The organism is Roseivivax sp. (genome assembly GCF_054552075.1).
Genome location: NZ_JBTOLZ010000012.1, coordinates 26,585 through 42,497 on the forward strand (window position 1 = coordinate 26,585; position 15,913 = coordinate 42,497).

Genomic DNA, 15,913 nt, shown 5'->3' on the forward strand with positions numbered 1-15,913 from the left:
GCCGCCCTCACCGCCCCCGGCGTCGGGCGGTGTGCAGCACCCTCACCGGACCAAGCGAGAGGCGGCGCCCGCCGCCGCCCGCTCAGTTCCCGAAGAGGTCGCGCAGCACCTGGTTGATCACCGCGCCCACCGGATCCTGCGGACGCTGGCGCTGCGGTTGCTGCTGGCGCTGGGGCTGCTGCTGCACCTGCGGCTCGGGCCGGTCGGGCACCGTCATCGGCAGCTCGCGCACCGGCAGGCCCTCGTGCACGCGGGCCATGGTCTCCTGCCAGATCTCCGCCGGCAGCCCGCCGCCGGTCACCCCGGTCAGCGGCGTGTTGTCGTCATAGCCCATCCAGACGCCGGCCACGTAATCGGCGCTGAAGCCCACGAACCAGGCGTCGCGCTGCTCGTTCGAGGTGCCGGTCTTGCCCGCCGCGGGCCGGCCGATCTGCGCCCGCCCGCCGGTGCCTTCGGAGATCACCTTCTCCATCATGAAGACCAGCTGCTGCGCCGCCTCCTTCTGGATCACCCGCTCGCCGATGCCGCCCTGGCTGTCGAGCAGCGCCTCGTCGTCGCCCTGGTAGCGCAGCTGGCTGACGCCATAGGGCTTCACCGAGGAGCCGCCGTTGAGGATGCCCGCATAGGCGCCGGTCATCTCCAGAAGCGAGGCCTCGGAGACGCCGAGCGCCAGCGAGGGCGTGTCGATCAGGCGCGAATCGATGCCGAAGTCGCTCGCGACCTGGCGCACCAGGTCGCGGCCGACGCTTTCGGAGATCTTGATCGCCGGGATGTTGCGCGACTGTTTCAGCGCCTCGGCCAGGGTCATCCGGCCGGCGTAGTCGCGGCTGTAGTTCTTCGGGCACCATTCCCCGGAGCCGGGGATGTTCATGCAGAAGGGCTCGTCGACCACGGTGTCATAGGGCGAATAGCCCAGCTCCAGCGCGGTGGCATAGACGAAGGGCTTGAAGGCCGAGCCGGTCTGCCGCTTGGCCTGGGTGGCGCGGTTGAAGACGCCCGAGACGCCGGTCTTGCGGCCGCCGACCATGGCGCGCACCGCCCCGTCCGAGGACATGACCACGATCGCCGCCTGGGCGTCCGAGCCCTCGCGGACCTTCTCCTCGAAGATCTTGTTCATCGCCGCCTCGGCGGCGTTCTGCAGCCTGGGGTCGAGCGTGGTGGTGATCTCCACGTCCTCGCGCGAGGAGACATCGGCGAAGGGCGGCAGCGTGTCCATGATCCAGTCGGCGAAATAGCCGCCGTCGCGGCGCTCGGCCGCCTGGGACAGGGTGGCGGGATTGGCGCGCGCGCTCTGGGCCTCGGCGGAGGTCAGGTAGCCCTGTTCCTCCATCAGCCCGATCACCACCTCGGCGCGGTTCTGGCTCCGCGCGAGGTCGTTGGTCGGTGCCAGGACAGAAGGCGCGGTCAGCAGCCCCGCGAGCATCGCCGCCTCGGAGGGTTCGACCAGCGCGGCGGGCTTGGAGAAATAGCGCTGCGAGGCGGCCTCTGCGCCAAAGGCACCGCCGCCCATGTAGGCGCGGTTGAGATAGATCGAGAGGATCTCGTCCTTGCTGTACTTGGCCTCCATGGCGAGCGCGTAGATCGCCTCGCGGGCCTTCCGCGCGATCGAGGTCTCGCGGCAGTCGTCGATGTAATCGGCCTCGGTCTCCCAGACCGACTTGTCGTAGGTCACCCCGAGGCAGAGCAGCTTGGCGGTCTGCTGGGTGATGGTCGAGCCGCCGTGGCCCTGCAGCGGCCCGCGCCCCTCGCGCAGGTTGATGCGGATCGCCGAGGCGATGCCGCGCGGCGAGACGCCGAGGTGCCAGTAGAAGCGCTTGTCCTCGGTGGCGATGACCGCGTGCTTGAGATGGCGCGAGACGCTTTCGGCGGTGACCACGCCGCCGAACTGGTCGCCGCGCCAGGCGTAGACGTCGCCGTTGCGGTCATAAAGCGTCACCGACCCCTTCGCGCGCCCGTCGAGCAGCGTCTCGGCGGCGGGCAGGGTGGTATAGGTGTAGCCGACCCAGGCTGCGACCAGGATGCCCGCGACCAGCGCCACCCGCGAGGTGACCAGCCAGATCACCCGCAGGACCATGCGAACGAGGCCCGAGACCAGCGCAACGATCGGGTTGCGGCGGCGTCGCGGCGCGGCTCGGCGCCGCTTCTGCGGTTGGGGTTTGCGCGGCTGGGGCTTCTTGGCCTTTGCCGCCGAATACCGACGGTCCGCGACCAGCCGGTTCTTACCTTTTCGTGAATCGCTCATCCGTCCTGCCCGGCGCCTCGGGTGTTTTGCGAGACAATAGTCATTCGCGGCCCGGATGTGCACCAAGCCGCGCGCAAATCCGCGTATTCTTTCCGATTAAAAAACAGGCAAAAATCCCTTACCGCCTAATTATTGTGCGTCAAGCCCGCGGAATCCGCCTCCCGCCCGGCGCAAACCTTCCCCAAAGGGCCTCCGGCTTTCTTTGTTTTCCCTGCGAATTGCAGGTCCGGCCTGCCAAACCGAAAGGGACCAAGGTGAAACTCATCATTGCGACGATCAAGCCGTTCAAGCTCGAGGAGGTGCGCGAGGCGCTCACCTCCATCGGCGTGCGCGGCATGATGGTGACCGAGATCAAGGGCTTCGGATCGCAGTCCGGGCACACCGAAATCTACCGCGGTGCGGAATACGCCGTGAACTTCGTGCCGAAAATCAAACTCGAGATCGTTGTGGCCGAATCCATGGCCGAACAGGTCATCGACACGATCGGTTCCACCGCAAAGACCGGGAAAATCGGCGACGGCAAGATTTTTGTCCTCGACGTGGGCCAGGCGATCCGCGTGCGGACCGGCGAGACCGACGCGGACGCCCTCTGAGGGCGCGCGGACCGAGAACAAGATCACAAAGGGAAACGGATACATGAAACTTCTCAAGACACTTGCCCCGGCTGTCGCGCTTGCCGCGCTGCCGTCGCTGGGTCTGGCCCAGGAGGCCGAGGCGGCCCCGGACGTGAACCCCTATATCTTCACCACCCTGCTGTTCCTGATCGGCGGCTTCCTGGTGTTCTGGATGGCGGCGGGCTTCGCCATGCTCGAGGCCGGCCTCGTGCGCTCCAAGAACGTCACCATGCAGCTGACCAAGAACATCTCGCTCTTCTCGATCGCGGCGATCATGTACTGGCTGGTGGGCTTCAACCTGATGTATCCGGGCGACGGCTGGACCATCCCAGGCTACCTCGGGATCCTGATCTCGCCGACCTCGCTCGAGCCCGTGGGCCTCGCGGCCGGGGATGCGGCGCTGGATTACGCCTCGGTCGGATCGGACTTCTTCTTCCAGCTGATGTTCTGCGCCACCACCGCCTCGATCGTCTCGGGCACCCTGGCCGAGCGCATCAAGCTCTGGCCCTTCCTGATCTTCGTGGTCGTGCTGACCGGCTTCATCTACCCGATCGAGGCCTCCTGGCAGTGGGGCGGCGGCTGGCTCTCCGAGATGGGCTTCGCCGATTTCGCCGGCTCCACCCTGGTGCATGCCGCGGGCGGCTGGGCCGCTCTGGCGGGCGCGCTGATCCTCGGGCCGCGCATCGGCAAGTACAAGGATGGCCGCACCGTGCCGATGCCGGGTTCGAACCTGGCGCTGGCGACGCTCGGCACCTTCATCCTGTGGCTCGGCTGGTTCGGCTTCAACGGCGGTTCGCAGCTGGCCATGGGCACCGTGGGTGACGTGACCGACGTGAGCCGGATCTTCGCCAACACCAACATGGCGGCGGCGGCCGGCGCGGTGGCAGCCCTGCTGCTCAGCCAGGCGCTCTACAAGAAGCCGGACCTCACCATGACGCTGAACGGCGCGCTCGCGGGCCTGGTGTCGATCACCGCGGAACCGCTGGCACCGACGCTCTTCGGCGCGCTCTGGATCGGCGCGATCGGCGGCATCATCGTGGTCGTGACCGTCCCGCTGCTCGACAAGCTGAAGATCGACGACGTGGTCGGCGCCATCCCGGTGCACCTCGTGGCCGGCATCTGGGGCACGCTGGCGGTGCCGTTCTACAACGGCGACGCGTCGTTCGGCACGCAGATCGTCGGCATCGTGGCGATCGGCCTCTTCACCTTCGTGGTCTCGGCCGTGGTCTGGATGGTGCTCAAGGCGCTCTTCGGAATCCGCGTCTCCGAGGAGGACGAGATCAACGGTCTCGACATGGCCGAGCTCGGCATGGAGGCCTACCCGGAGTTCTCCAAGGGCTGACCGGAGGGGCTACGGCCTGACGGAAGAAACCCGGGCGATGCGTCGCCCGGGATTTTTTGTGTGAGGGGGGGCTTTTTGGTGAGGCGCGCGCCGCCTGCGAGGTCGTGGGGACCGGACCGCGGAGCGGGGAGGCCAGGGCAGGCAGGATGCCGGTTTGGTTCGGAAGATCTCACCTCGGAGCAGCACGGGACCGAGGCGCCCCGCCAAATGGCGGCCCCAAACGATCTCAAGCGAGGGCGCGCTGGACGGGGGCTCAAGCACACCGCCAATACGCGAGCGCCCTATCGACGGGGGCGGCCCGGCGCGCCGCAAAAAGCGGACCCCGTCGGCCTGAAGCGAGGGCGCGCGCCGGACCGGGGGCCGGCGCTACCTAGCTCCGAGCTGCGCACTTTATTTCAGCAAGGTCAGGACGAGCTGCGATCTAAGCGCTTCGCCCACAAGAGCGCCGGCCCATCGGGCCGGTCCGGCGCGCGCCCGGCACCTTCGGTGCTGTTCGGGCGCAAGTCGGGCTTGGGAGTTAGATGACGGTGCGCTGCCCATGGTGAGGGCTTCCGGCGGCCGGAGACGGTGGTCCCAATATGGGACCGCCGTTCGGCTCTCGGAACATGGGTGCTAGAGACCAACGCGCCTTCTAATCGACACCGCGAGTTCACTCGCGCGCTGCGTCTCCACAATCCGCGCTCACCCGCGCACGGGCCTTACGCCCGCACACCCCCAACACCCTCACCCGCGCGCCGCTTCCGCCTCGATCTCGCGGCGCGACTTGCGCGCACGCTCCGTCGCGGACTTCAGCTGCCCGCAGGCGGCCATGATGTCCTCGCCGCGCGGGGTGCGGATCGGGGAGGCGTAGCCGGCCTTGTAGATGATGTCCGCGAAGGCCTGGATCCGGCTCCAGTCGGAACGCTCGTAAGGCGCGCCGGGCCATTCGTTGAAGGGGATGAGATTGATCTTCGCGGGGATCCCCGAGATCAGCTTCACCAGCCGCCGCACGTCGGCGTCGCTGTCGTTCACGTCCTTCAGCATTACGTATTCGAAGGTGATCCGCTCGGAGTTCGACAACCGCGGATATTCCTTCAGCGCCGCCAGCAGCGTCTCGATGTTCCAGCGCTTGTTGATCGGCACCAGCTTGTCGCGCACCTCGTCGGTGGTGGCGTGGAAGGACACCGCCATCTGGCAGCCGATCTCCTCGGCGCAGCGGGCGATCTCGGGCACCACGCCCGAGGTCGAGAGCGTGATCCGCCGGCGCGAGAGCGCGATGCCCTCGCCGTCCATGGCGATCTTCATCGCGTCGCGCACGTTGTCGAAGTTGTAGAGCGGCTCGCCCATGCCCATCAGCACGATGTTGGACAGAAGCCGGGTCTCGTTCCGGGGCGCGCGCTGCTCGGGCCATTCGCCGAGATCGTCGCGGGCCACCATGACCTGGCCGATGATCTCGCCGGCGGTCAGGTTGCGCACCAGCTTCTGGGTGCCGGTGTGGCAGAAGGAGCAGGTCAGCGTGCAGCCCACCTGGCTCGAGACACAGAGCGTGCCGCGGTCTTCCTCGGGGATGTAGACCACCTCGACCTCGTGGCCGCCGGCGATCTTCACCAGGTATTTCCGGGTGCCGTCCATGGAGACGTTCTTGGAGACCACCTCGGGCAGGCGGATGACGAAATGCTCCGCGAGCAGGCGGCGGTAGTCCTTCGACAGGTTGGTCATCGCGTCGAAGTCGCGCACGCCCCAGTGATAGAGCCAGGCCCAGACCTGGTTGACGCGCATCTTGGCCTGCTTCTCGGGCGTGCCGATGGCCAGGAGCGCCTCGCGCAGCGCGTCCCGGGTCAGCCCGATGATATTGGTCGGCCCGTCCTCCGCCTTGCGGGGGATGGTCACAAGATCCTGCGTGATCGGTGCGTTGGCGGTCATCTCACTCGGCTCTTCGTCGGAAAGTGGGTCCCATATAGGGATTCGGCGGCAAATCCAAAACATTTCCCGAGGGAGATTCGATCCGCGCGAGCGGAAGGGCGCAGGCGGGAGAGGGGTCTTGGCGGGCGGTGCCGGGGCGCTTGGGCAGAGGGCGCGGGACGGAGCAGGGCGGTCCCATCGGCGCGGCCGCCGCAGAAACGGACCTGTATACCGGACTGAGCGAACCATGGCGGGCGCGGCTGTGCTTAACCATGATGGACGCGTGGATCGAGCGGCGGCGGTGGCCGCTCGGACCAAGGGCGCCGCTACGGCCTACGCCCCACAGCGGCTCGCCACTCACCCGCCCCACGCCCTCCAAGAATCAAAAAAAATGCGCTCCGAAGAGCGCATTGGGCAGTCATCCCATAGGCAGAAAACAAGAGTGTTGAATAGGGCAAGAATGGTGTCAGGCAGTGGCGCGGCGTCCTCCTCTTTCGGCGCGATGCATCAGCGTCGCGAGGTTCAGCGTGGTGACGATCAGCTTCTTGCGAAGCTCGCCGGGGCGAAGGCTGGTGGGCGCGGGCACGCCGACCAAGAGGCGCGTGGTGCGCGGGGGCAGGCAGGGGGCATATTGCACCACGATGGTGACCCAGGCCTCGAGGCGGCCGAAGTCGCGTTCGCGATGAACGTTGGTGATCCAGCTGCGGATCACGCGGGGGCCGTCCTGGCGGGCCTGGTAGCGACCGTCGCGCAGCCGCGCGCCGGGTTGCGGAAGCCGGACGATGGCGGGTCGTGCATTCAGAAACGCGTCATGCTGCTCGATCATGATGGTCGCCTCATTTACGGTGTCGCGGTGTCTTCTGCGCGCCGGCGGGAGGGTGCGCCCGCCTTTGCTCTGCACCTGTATACAGGTGTTTTGCAGCCGAATTGTGGCAGGAATAAGGCAGGCGACCAAAATTTGTCACAAACGCCGCTTTTCTCCGCGGCCCGCGAACAAGGCGGGGCGGAGCGATGAGGCCGGAAGCGGCGGGAAAGGCCCCGGGCGGCGCGCTCAGGCGCGGGCCCGGGCGACAGGGATCAGCTCGTGCAGCGGCGCTCGGCGTCCTCCACGGCAGCGGTGAAGCCCAGGAGCGAGAAGGTGTCCTTGGTGGTCGTGCCCCGGCTCGAGCGCGCGGTCAGCACCGCGTCGGCGCCGCGCTTCATCGCGGTCACGATCTTGGCGTCGTCCTGCGGCGTCGCCGGCCAGGCCCATTCGCCCTCGGTGAAGAGCTCGAACTCGGTGCCGCTGATGTTCACATTGACCGTGGAGCCGTCCGCGAAGGGATAGCCGCCGGTGAAGGCGACCTGGCCCGCGACATTGGCGCCGGGGCGGAAGAAGACCATCAGGAGGATCTCGCCGCGGGTCACCGCCACGACGCGGCCGTCGCGGGTGTTCACGCTTTCCTTGTAGGTCGTCACCGCCCAGCACTCCCGCGGGTCGGATCCTTCGAAGACCGACCAGTCGGTCATCGCATCGACGCGGTTTGTGCTTTCGTCCTGTGCGAGCGCAGCGCCGCCCCATGCCAGGAAAAGTGCCGCGAGCCCGCTCCCGATCACCGCTTTCATTGCCTGAGCCTCCAGTGAACCTGACCCTCAAAAGCTCGGGTTGCGTTGTCTCCGCCCCGGTTTATCTTGCCGGCTGAGACCCGAGTTCGGACCGGACATTAGCCCGAAGTCGCGGCTGCCGAAAAGCCCTCTCGGCAGAATATCGCCAATACGTGAGGAGCCTTTGTATGTGCGCCCAACCTGCCCGCCTGTGTGAAGTCTGGCGTGGACCGATCGCCGAATCCGTGCACCTCGGACATATCGCCGTCGCGGGCTCCGACGGGGCCGTCGAGGCGGCCTGGGGCGACCCCGAGGCGATGATTCTGCCGCGCTCCTCGGCGAAGATGATCCAGGCCCTGCCGCTGGTCGCCTCGGGCGCCGCCGAGGCCCATGGGCTGACCGACCGGCACCTGGCCCTGGCCTGCGCCAGCCACCAGGGCGCGCCCCTGCACGTCGAGGCGGTCGGCGCCTGGCTCGAGGCCCTGGGGCTCGGCGACGCGGCGCTGCGCTGCGGGCCGCAGCCCTCGCGCGACAAGGCGCTCCGTCACGAGATGCTCTGCGCCGGGAGGGCGCCCGGGCAGGTGCACAACAACTGCTCGGGCAAGCACGCGGGCTTCCTGACGCTGAACGCGCAGTTGGGCGGCGGGCCTGAGTATCACGAGCCCGACCACCCGGTGCAGGCCGCCGCCCGCGAGGCTTTCGAGCTGGTCACCGACCGGGTGAGCCCGGGCTACGGCATCGACGGCTGTTCGGCGCCGAACCATGCGACCACCATGGGCGCCATGGCCCGGGCGATGTCCTGGTTCGCCACCGCCGAGCGCCGCGACGACACCCTGTCGCGCGCCGCCGCCCGGCTGACCCGGGCGATGATCGCTCATCCCGAGCTGGTCGCGGGCGAGGGCCGGGCCTGCACGCTCCTGATGCGCGCGGCCAAGGAGCCGGTGGCGCTGAAGACCGGGGCCGAAGGGTATTTCGTCGCGATCCTGCCCGCCCGCGGCAAGGGCATTGCGGTCAAGGCGCTGGACGGGGCGACGCGGGCCGCGGAATGCGCCATCGCGGCGGTTCTGGCGCGGATGGAGGTGCTCGACACCGCGCATCCCGACGTGGCGCGCTTCCTGACGCCCGAGATCACCAACTGGCGCGGCATGAAGACCGGCGCGATCCGCCCCGCGGCGCCGCTGGCGGTGTGAGGGGGAGGCTTGGGCGTTTGCCGCTGGTGGTGTGGGGGGGGGGGTGGGCGTTTTGAGCGTTTGAGGTGGCTTTGTGAGGGCTTGGCGGGCGTGGTGAGGACTTGAGCTCAGCGGCTCAAATTGAAGTCACCGGCTAGAACTTGGTGTGCCTCGCCCTGCGCGCATCCCAAACGCGCAAATCAATATGTGCACCCGGACAAACCAACGCGCCTCCTTGCGCCCGAATAGCATCGAAGATGCCGGGCGCGCGCCGGACCGGCCCCTTGGGCCGGCGCTCTTGTGGGCGAAGCGCCTAACTCACCTCTCGTCCTGACCTTGCTGCCATAAAGCGCCTCGCTCGGAGGTCAGCAGCGCCGGCCCCCGGTCCGGCGCGCGCCCTCTGTTGCGTGGGGTGAGAGGGTAGTGGGGTGCTTCTGAGAGTGACACGCTCGGCTCACCTGTGGTCGTTATCTTCCCGGGTTAAAGCGCCCATCCCAGAAGCCAGCAGCAACGCCCCCCAGTCCGACGCACGCCCTCTCGGAAACCGCCGCGCCCTCTCGAAGAGCACCGCGCACCCAACCCCCAGAGCCCCTCGTCAGCCCCCCACAAACTCCGCCTTCTCATAGCCCTGCAGATAGAGCAGCGCCGTCAGATCCCCGAAGTTCACCCGCAGCTGCGCCTCGGCCTGCACCGAGGGCTTGGCGTGCAGCGCCACGCCCGCGCCCGCGCGGCCCAGCATGCCGAGGTCATTGGCCCCGTCGCCGACCGCCATGACCTCACCCTCAGCAATGCCAAGCCGCGCGGTGATCTCTTCCAGCGCCACGACCTTGGCCTCGCGGCCGAGGATCGGGCGGGCGACCTCGCCGGTCAGCACGCCGCCCTCGGCCAGCAGCCGATTGGCACGGTGCTCGTCGAAGCCAAGCGCCTCCGCCACCACCGAGGTGAAGGCGGTGAAGCCGCCAGAGACCAGCGCCGCATGGCCGCCCGCGGCCTTCATCGTGGCCAGCAGCACCGCGCCGCCGGGCATGTAGCTGATGCGCTCGGCCAGGACCTTGTCGATCACGCGCTCGGAGAGCCCCTTCAACAGGCCCACCCGTTCGGTCAGGGCGCCCTCGAAATCCAGCTCGCCGTTCATCGCACGGGCGGTGATGCCCCGGACCTCGGCGCCGACACCGGCCTCCTCGGCCAACTCGTCGATGCACTCCTGCTCGATCATCGTCGAATCCATGTCGGCGAGCAGCATGCGCTTGCGCCGCCCGGCGCTGGGCTGCAGCGCCAGGTCGATGCCGAGGGTCTGGAACTCGCGCCAGACCTCCTCGGCATTGGCGGGGCGCCCCGGCAGGTCGAACTCGCAGGCCTCGTCCGCGGCGAGCCAGCGCAGGGTGCCGCCGCCCCAGGCGTTGCGCAGCGCCTCGGCGGCGGCGGGATCGAGCCGCGGGGCGCGCGGGTCGGAAAGCAGCGTGGCGGTCTGGGGCGTCTGGGTCATGGAGGGCTCCGCTGTGGCGTCGCGCCGGTCATAGACCGGGGAGGGGCGGCGGGAAAGCGGGGGGGGGCTGGTTGTTTGGGGGGATCAGGGGCTCTGCCCCTCTTGGCGGCGGGGCCGCCAATTCACCCCGAGGTATTTTTGCCAAGCTGAAGGGGGAAGAGGGGCGCGGCTTTGTGGGTGTTGCGCCGAGGGGGCTGTGCCGTGGCGCTGGGGGAGGGCGGCGGCCTTTTGGGGGCGCCTCGGGACGGGCGCGCGGGCCGGGCGGGGCGGCGCGGGGCGGTCTCGCCAATAAAAACCGGCGGCCGCGCGTGGTGGCGGCCGCCGGTGGGGATCATCTCAAAGCCGCGAAGCCGCGAAGCCGCGAAGCCGCGAAGCCGCGAAGCCGCGAAGCCGCGAAGCCGCGAAGCCGCGAAGCCGCGGGGCGCGAGGGCGCGAGGGCGCAAAGGCGTTCAGGCCTTCGCGGCTGCCTTGCTCCCGGATTTCGCGGCCTCGGCTTTGCCGCCGGCCTCGGCCTGCGGCAGGTCGATGTTGATCTCGAGGCTCGACATCTGGTCTCCGCGTTCCATCCGGACCTCCACGTCGTCGTCGCCGATGGCGACATACTTGCGGATCGCGGCCACGATGTCCTTCTGCAGCTTCGGCAGGTAGCTGGCCTCTCCTGTCCCGGTGCCGCTGCGCTCATGCGCGAGCAGGATCTGCAGGCGATCCTTGGCGGTGTCGGCGGTCCGGGCGCGGCGGGGTTTGCGGGCGAAGCTGAACAGGTTCATGACGCCCGCCCGAAGAGCCGGTGCAGAAGGTTGGGGCGGCGCTCGCTCTCGATGCGCATCTCGACATCCGTGCCGGTCAGCCGCGAGACCGCGTCCTCATAGGCCTTGGCCGCAGCCGAGGGCCCGTCGAGTACCACCGGCGTACCGATGTTCGAGGCCCGCAGGATCGCCTGGCTTTCCGGGATCACGCCCAGGAGCGGCACGGCGAGGATCTCGAGGACGTCCTCGACGGTCATCATCTCGCCGCTCTCGACGCGGGTCCGGTCGTGGCGGGTGATCAGCACCTGCGCCTTGACCGGCTCGGCGCCCTCGGTCTCGGCCCGCTTGGTCTGGCTGCTGAGGAGCCCCAGCACCCGGTCGCTGTCGCGCACCGAGGAGACCTCGGGGTTGGTCACCACGACCGCCTCGTCGGCGAAATACATCGCCATCTGGGCGCCGTGCTCGATGCCCGCGGGGCTGTCGCAGACGATGTAGTCGAACTCCTGCTTGAGCTCGTCCAGCACCTTCTCGACGCCCTCCTTGGTCAGCGCGTCCTTGTCGCGGGTCTGCGAGGTCGGCAGGATCGACAGCGTGTCGAGCCGCTTGTCGCGGATCAGCGCCTGCTTCAGCCGCGCGTCGCCCTGGATCACGTTGATGAAGTCGAAGACCACGCGGCGTTCGCAGCCCATGGTCATGTCCAGGTTGCGCAGGCCCACGTCGAAATCGATCACAACGGTCTTGTGGCCCTGCTTGGCCAGGCCCGCGGACACCGCCGCCGCCGAGGTGGTCTTGCCCACGCCGCCCTTGCCGGACGTGATCACGACGACCCGCCCGAGGGGCGGTTTCTCCTTCAGTTCGATCGTCATCCAATCGCCTCCATAAGCAATCTCTCGTCTTTGAGGAAAATATGCATCGCCCGGCCGCGCTCGGCCTCTTCCTCGAGCGTCTCGCTCGTCTTGTAGAGGCCGGCGATGGCCACCAGCTCGGCCTCGAGGCTCTGGCAGAGGATGCGCGCGCTCTCGTCGCCATGGGCGCCCGCCATGGCCCGGCCGCGCAGGCGCCCGTAGACATGGATGTTGCCGCTAGCGACCAGTTCGGCGCCCGAGGCGACCGAGCCGATCACCGTCAGGTCGCCGCGCTCGGCGACCACCATCTGGCCCGAGCGCACCGGCTGGCGCACCACCTTGTTCTCGGTGCCGCGGCGCTCTTCGCGGGCGCGGACCCGGGCGGGCTTCTCGGCGGCGGGCAGGGGGGCGTCGCGGCCGGTGGTGACCTCGATCAGGCCCAACCGGTCGAGCGTGCCGGCATCGCAGCCCGGCGCGTTCTGCACGCCGAAGACCTTGAGCTTGCGGGCGCGCAGGTTCTCGACCAGGCCGCTCAGGGCCTCGGGCGCGGCTACGCCGGGGGCATGGCCGAGATCGAGCACCATCGGGGCGCCGTCGAAGAACTGCGAGGTCTGGCGCAGCTGGTCGTCGAGATGCGCGTAGAAGCCGTCATCCGTCGTCTCGCCGTCGATGCGCAGCGCGAGCGCGGTCAGGAACCTCCCGCGGATCTGGAAGGGGGCGCGTTGCGCCGGCATGTCACCATGCCGGTCTTGGCCGTATCTGTCTGACACGTCGAATCACTGCTCCTGCTCTCGGGGCGGATCACGACTCGCGTCGCGTCCGCTCTTCTTGGGGGGCCATCCTGCCGCGATCCCGCGGTCCGGCGAAAGCCAGTGCGGCCGCTATCAGCAATAACCCGCCGTCGGCAAGCCATTGCGCCGATCGGAAACTTCGGCGCGCCGCGAGGCCGGATTTTGCCGCTCGAAAGGCCCGGCGCGGCAGAATGGTCCCTTGCGCGGCGGGGAGGGGCGCAGTAACTCCGTCCGTGGGACACCCCTCCCCAACGAGGGGCGACTATCTGGAAGGTTAGCCATCATGACGACGACCAAACCGGCAACGCGGCCGGCCAATCCGCGTTTTTCCTCGGGCCCCTGTGCCAAGATCCCCGGATTCCAGCTCGACATGCTCTCGGAGGCGGCGCTCGGACGCTCGCACCGGGCCAAGGTCGGCAAGGACAAGCTGGCCGCGGCGATCGAAGGGACCCGCGAGGTTCTGAACATTCCCGCAGACTACAAGATCGGCATCGTGCCCGCTTCGGACACCGGCGCGGTGGAGATGGCGATGTGGTCCATGCTGGGCGCCCGCAAGGCCACCATGGTGGCCTGGGAAAGCTTCGGCGCCGGCTGGGTGACCGATGTCGTCAAGCAGCTCAAGATCGAGGCCGAGATCCGCGAGGCGGACTACGGCGAGATCGTCGACATGGGCGCGCTGGACTATGACACCGACGTGGTTTTCACCTGGAACGGCACCACCTCCGGCGTGCGCGTGCCCTCGGGCGAGGTGATCCCCGACGACCGCGGGGGCCTGACCATCTGCGACGCCACATCGGCGGCCTTCGCGCAGGACCTGCCCTGGGACAAGCTCGATGTGACCACCTTCTCCTGGCAGAAGGTGCTGGGCGGCGAGGCCGCGCATGGCATCCTGATCCTCAGCCCCCGCGCCGTCGAGCGGCTGGAGAGCTACACCCCCGCCTGGCCGCTGCCGAAGATCTTCCGCCTGACCAAGGGCGGCAAGCTCAACGCGGGCATCTTCGAGGGCGCGACGATCAACACCCCCTCGATGCTGGCGGTCGAGGACTACCTCGTCGCGCTCGACTGGGCGCGTTCGGTCGGCGGCCTGAAGGGCCTGATGGCCCGCGCCGATGCCAACGCCCAGGCGGTCTGGGACTTCTGCGCGGCGCGCGACTGGATCGCCAACCTCGCCGAGGATCCCGCGACCCGCTCGAACACCTCGGTCTGCCTGAAGTTCACCGACGGCGGCATCGCCGACCCGGCGGCCTTCGCCAAGGCGGTGCAGAAGCGGCTCGAAGCCGAGGGCGTGGCGCTCGACGTGGGCTCCTACCGGGACGCGCCGGCGGGCCTCCGGATCTGGTGCGGCGGCACGGTCGAGACCTCGGACATCGAGGCCATGCTGCCCTGGCTCGAATGGGCCTATCACGCCGAGCACGAGGCGCAGGCCCAGGCGGCCTGAGCCGCGGGGCCCCGCAGGGCTTCTTCCCCAATCTGATCCCCCGGGGCGCGCCAAGGCGCGCGCCCTCTCCCGATATATCCAGTCGCAAAGGACCAGACAGATGGCTCCCAAGGTTCTCATTTCCGACAAGCTGTCGGACGCCGCCGTTCAGATCTTCAAGGATCGTGGCATCGAGGTCGATTTCCGCCCCGAGCTCGGCAAGGACAAGGAAAAGCTCGCCGAGGTGATCGGCGACTACGACGGCCTGGCGATCCGCTCGGCCACCAAGGTCACGCCGAACATCCTCGAGAAGGCGACCAACCTGAAGGTCATCGGCCGCGCCGGCATCGGCACCGACAACGTCGACAAGGAGGCGGCCTCCAAGAAAGGCGTGATCGTGATGAACACGCCCTTCGGCAACATGATCACCACCGCCGAACACGCCATCGCGATGATGTTCGCGGTGGCGCGGCAGATCCCCGAGGCCTCGGCCTCGACCCATGCGGGCAAATGGGAGAAGTCGAAGTTCATGGGCGTCGAGCTGACCGGCAAGACGCTGGGCGTGATCGGCGCGGGCAACATCGGCGGCATCGTCTGCGACCGCGCGCGCGGGCTGAAGATGAAGGTCGCGGCCTATGACCCCTATCTGAGCCAGGAAAAGGCCGACAAGATGGGCGTCGAGAAGGTCGAGCTCGAGGACCTGCTGGCGCGGGCCGACTTCATCACCCTGCACGTGCCGCTGACCGAGCAGACCAAGAACATCCTGTCCAAGGAAAACCTCGAGAAGACCAAGAAGGGCGTGCGGATCATCAACTGCGCGCGCGGCGGCCTGGTCGACGAGGCGGCGCTGGCCGAGCTGCTGAAGTCGGGCCATGTGGCGGGCGCGGGCTTCGACGTCTTCTCCGAGGAGCCGGCGACCGACAACCCGCTCTTCGCCCTGCCGAACGTCGTCTGCACCCCGCATCTCGGCGCGGCCACCACCGAGGCCCAGGAGAACGTCGCCCTGCAGGTCGCCGAACAGATGGCCGACTACCTGCTGACCGGCGCGGTTTCCAACGCGCTGAACATGCCCTCGGTCACCGCCGAGGAGGCCAAGATCATGGGCCCCTGGATCAAGCTTTCCGACCACCTCGGCAGCTTCATCGGGCAGATGACCGACGAGCCGATCAAGGCGATCAACATCCTCTATGACGGCTCGGTCTCCGAGATGAACCTCGAGGCGCTGAACTGCAGCCTGGTCGCGGGCATCATGAAGCGCTTCAACCCCGAGGTGAACATGGTCTCGGCGCCGCTCATCGCGAAGGAGCGCGGGATCAAGCTCTCGACCACCAAGCAGGGCCAGTCGGGCGCCTTCGAGGGCTACATCAAGGTCACCGTGGCCACCGACAAGCGCGAGCGCTCGATCGGCGGCACGGTCTTCTCGGACGGCAAGCCGCGCTTCATCCAGATCAAGGGCATCAATATCGACGCCGAGATCGGCCGGCACATGGTCTATACCACCAACGAGGACGTGCCGGGCATCATCGGCACGCTCGGCATGACCATGGGCAAGAACGGCGTGAACATCGCGAACTTCACCCTCGGCCGGTCGGCCGCCAAGGGCGAGGCGATCGCGCTCCTCTACATCGACGACGCGCTGAAGTCCGACGTGGTGCAGGAGCTGGAGAACACCGGCCTCTTCCGCCAGGTGCGGCCGCTGGAGTTCGACGTGGCCTGACCGGGGCGCCCCGGTTCTGAACAATGCGCCCGGCGGGAGGGGTTCCGCCGGGCGTTTTCTTTGGTGGCTGGGCCTGGTG

13 protein-coding genes are annotated in these 15,913 nt (G+C 68.3%); 5 read left to right on the top strand and 8 right to left on the bottom strand.

Annotated features, from left to right (window positions below; genetic code table 11):
* Positions 1–82: 82 nt before the first annotated feature.
* Positions 83–2,242: a transglycosylase domain-containing protein gene (locus ACX938_RS10700; RefSeq protein ID WP_459431044.1), complete on the bottom strand. Its 2,160-nt coding sequence runs from the start codon at positions 2,240–2,242 to the stop codon at positions 83–85.
* 254 nt (positions 2,243–2,496) lie between these two features.
* Here ACX938_RS10700 and ACX938_RS10705 point away from each other — a divergent pair, with 254 nt between their 5' ends.
* Positions 2,497–2,835 carry a P-II family nitrogen regulator gene (locus ACX938_RS10705; protein ID WP_232753707.1) on the top strand — a complete coding sequence of 113 codons (339 nt, stop codon included), beginning with the start codon at positions 2,497–2,499 and terminating at the stop codon, positions 2,833–2,835.
* 43 nt (positions 2,836–2,878) lie between these two features.
* Positions 2,879–4,198: an ammonium transporter gene (locus ACX938_RS10710; RefSeq protein ID WP_232753708.1), complete on the top strand. Its 1,320-nt coding sequence runs from the start codon at positions 2,879–2,881 to the stop codon at positions 4,196–4,198.
* Between the two features lie 723 nt (positions 4,199–4,921).
* On the opposite strand, the gene rlmN is transcribed toward ACX938_RS10710, so the two are convergent.
* The 3 genes from rlmN to ACX938_RS10725 all read right to left on the bottom strand — a co-directional run bounded on the left by rlmN (position 4,922) and on the right by ACX938_RS10725 (position 7,684).
* Positions 4,922–6,100: a 23S rRNA (adenine(2503)-C(2))-methyltransferase RlmN gene (rlmN, locus tag ACX938_RS10715; protein WP_459431045.1), complete on the bottom strand. Its 1,179-nt coding sequence runs from the start codon at positions 6,098–6,100 to the stop codon at positions 4,922–4,924.
* A 445-nt stretch (positions 6,101–6,545) separates the two neighbouring features.
* A complete protein-coding gene (locus tag ACX938_RS10720) occupies positions 6,546–6,905 on the bottom strand; it encodes a hypothetical protein (protein WP_459431046.1) in 360 nt (119 codons plus the stop codon).
* A gap of 251 nt (positions 6,906–7,156) precedes the next feature.
* The gene (locus ACX938_RS10725; RefSeq protein ID WP_232753711.1) at positions 7,157–7,684 is read right to left on the bottom strand and encodes an invasion associated locus B family protein; all 528 of its coding nucleotides are present in this window, start codon (positions 7,682–7,684) and stop codon (positions 7,157–7,159) included.
* A gap of 167 nt (positions 7,685–7,851) precedes the next feature.
* Here ACX938_RS10725 and ACX938_RS10730 point away from each other — a divergent pair, with 167 nt between their 5' ends.
* Entirely contained in the window at positions 7,852–8,853 is a 1,002-nt protein-coding gene (locus ACX938_RS10730; protein WP_459431047.1) for an asparaginase, read from the top strand.
* 574 nt (positions 8,854–9,427) lie between these two features.
* On the opposite strand, the gene serB is transcribed toward ACX938_RS10730, so the two are convergent.
* The 4 genes from serB to minC all read right to left on the bottom strand — a co-directional run bounded on the left by serB (position 9,428) and on the right by minC (position 12,643).
* The gene (gene serB / locus ACX938_RS10735) at positions 9,428–10,318 is read right to left on the bottom strand and encodes a phosphoserine phosphatase SerB (RefSeq protein WP_459431048.1); all 891 of its coding nucleotides are present in this window, start codon (positions 10,316–10,318) and stop codon (positions 9,428–9,430) included.
* A 449-nt stretch (positions 10,319–10,767) separates the two neighbouring features.
* A complete protein-coding gene (gene minE, locus ACX938_RS10740; RefSeq protein ID WP_232753714.1) occupies positions 10,768–11,085 on the bottom strand; it encodes a cell division topological specificity factor MinE in 318 nt (105 codons plus the stop codon).
* Complete coding sequence (gene minD / locus ACX938_RS10745; RefSeq protein ID WP_232753715.1) at positions 11,082–11,930, bottom strand: septum site-determining protein MinD; 849 nt, start codon at positions 11,928–11,930, stop codon at positions 11,082–11,084. Before minD ends, minE begins: the two co-directional genes overlap by 4 nt.
* On the bottom strand, positions 11,927–12,643 hold the full coding sequence (minC, locus tag ACX938_RS10750; protein ID WP_232753716.1) for a septum site-determining protein MinC: 717 nt from the start codon (positions 12,641–12,643) through the stop codon (positions 11,927–11,929). The genes minD and minC overlap by 4 nt, the downstream gene beginning before the upstream one ends.
* Before the next feature lie 340 nt (positions 12,644–12,983).
* Here minC and ACX938_RS10755 point away from each other — a divergent pair, with 340 nt between their 5' ends.
* Both ACX938_RS10755 and serA read left to right on the top strand, forming a co-directional pair.
* Complete coding sequence (locus tag ACX938_RS10755; protein ID WP_459431049.1) at positions 12,984–14,138, top strand: phosphoserine transaminase; 1,155 nt, start codon at positions 12,984–12,986, stop codon at positions 14,136–14,138.
* A 100-nt stretch (positions 14,139–14,238) separates the two neighbouring features.
* Entirely contained in the window at positions 14,239–15,834 is a 1,596-nt protein-coding gene (gene serA / locus ACX938_RS10760) for a phosphoglycerate dehydrogenase (protein ID WP_232753718.1), read from the top strand.
* Positions 15,835–15,913 lie beyond the last annotated feature (79 nt).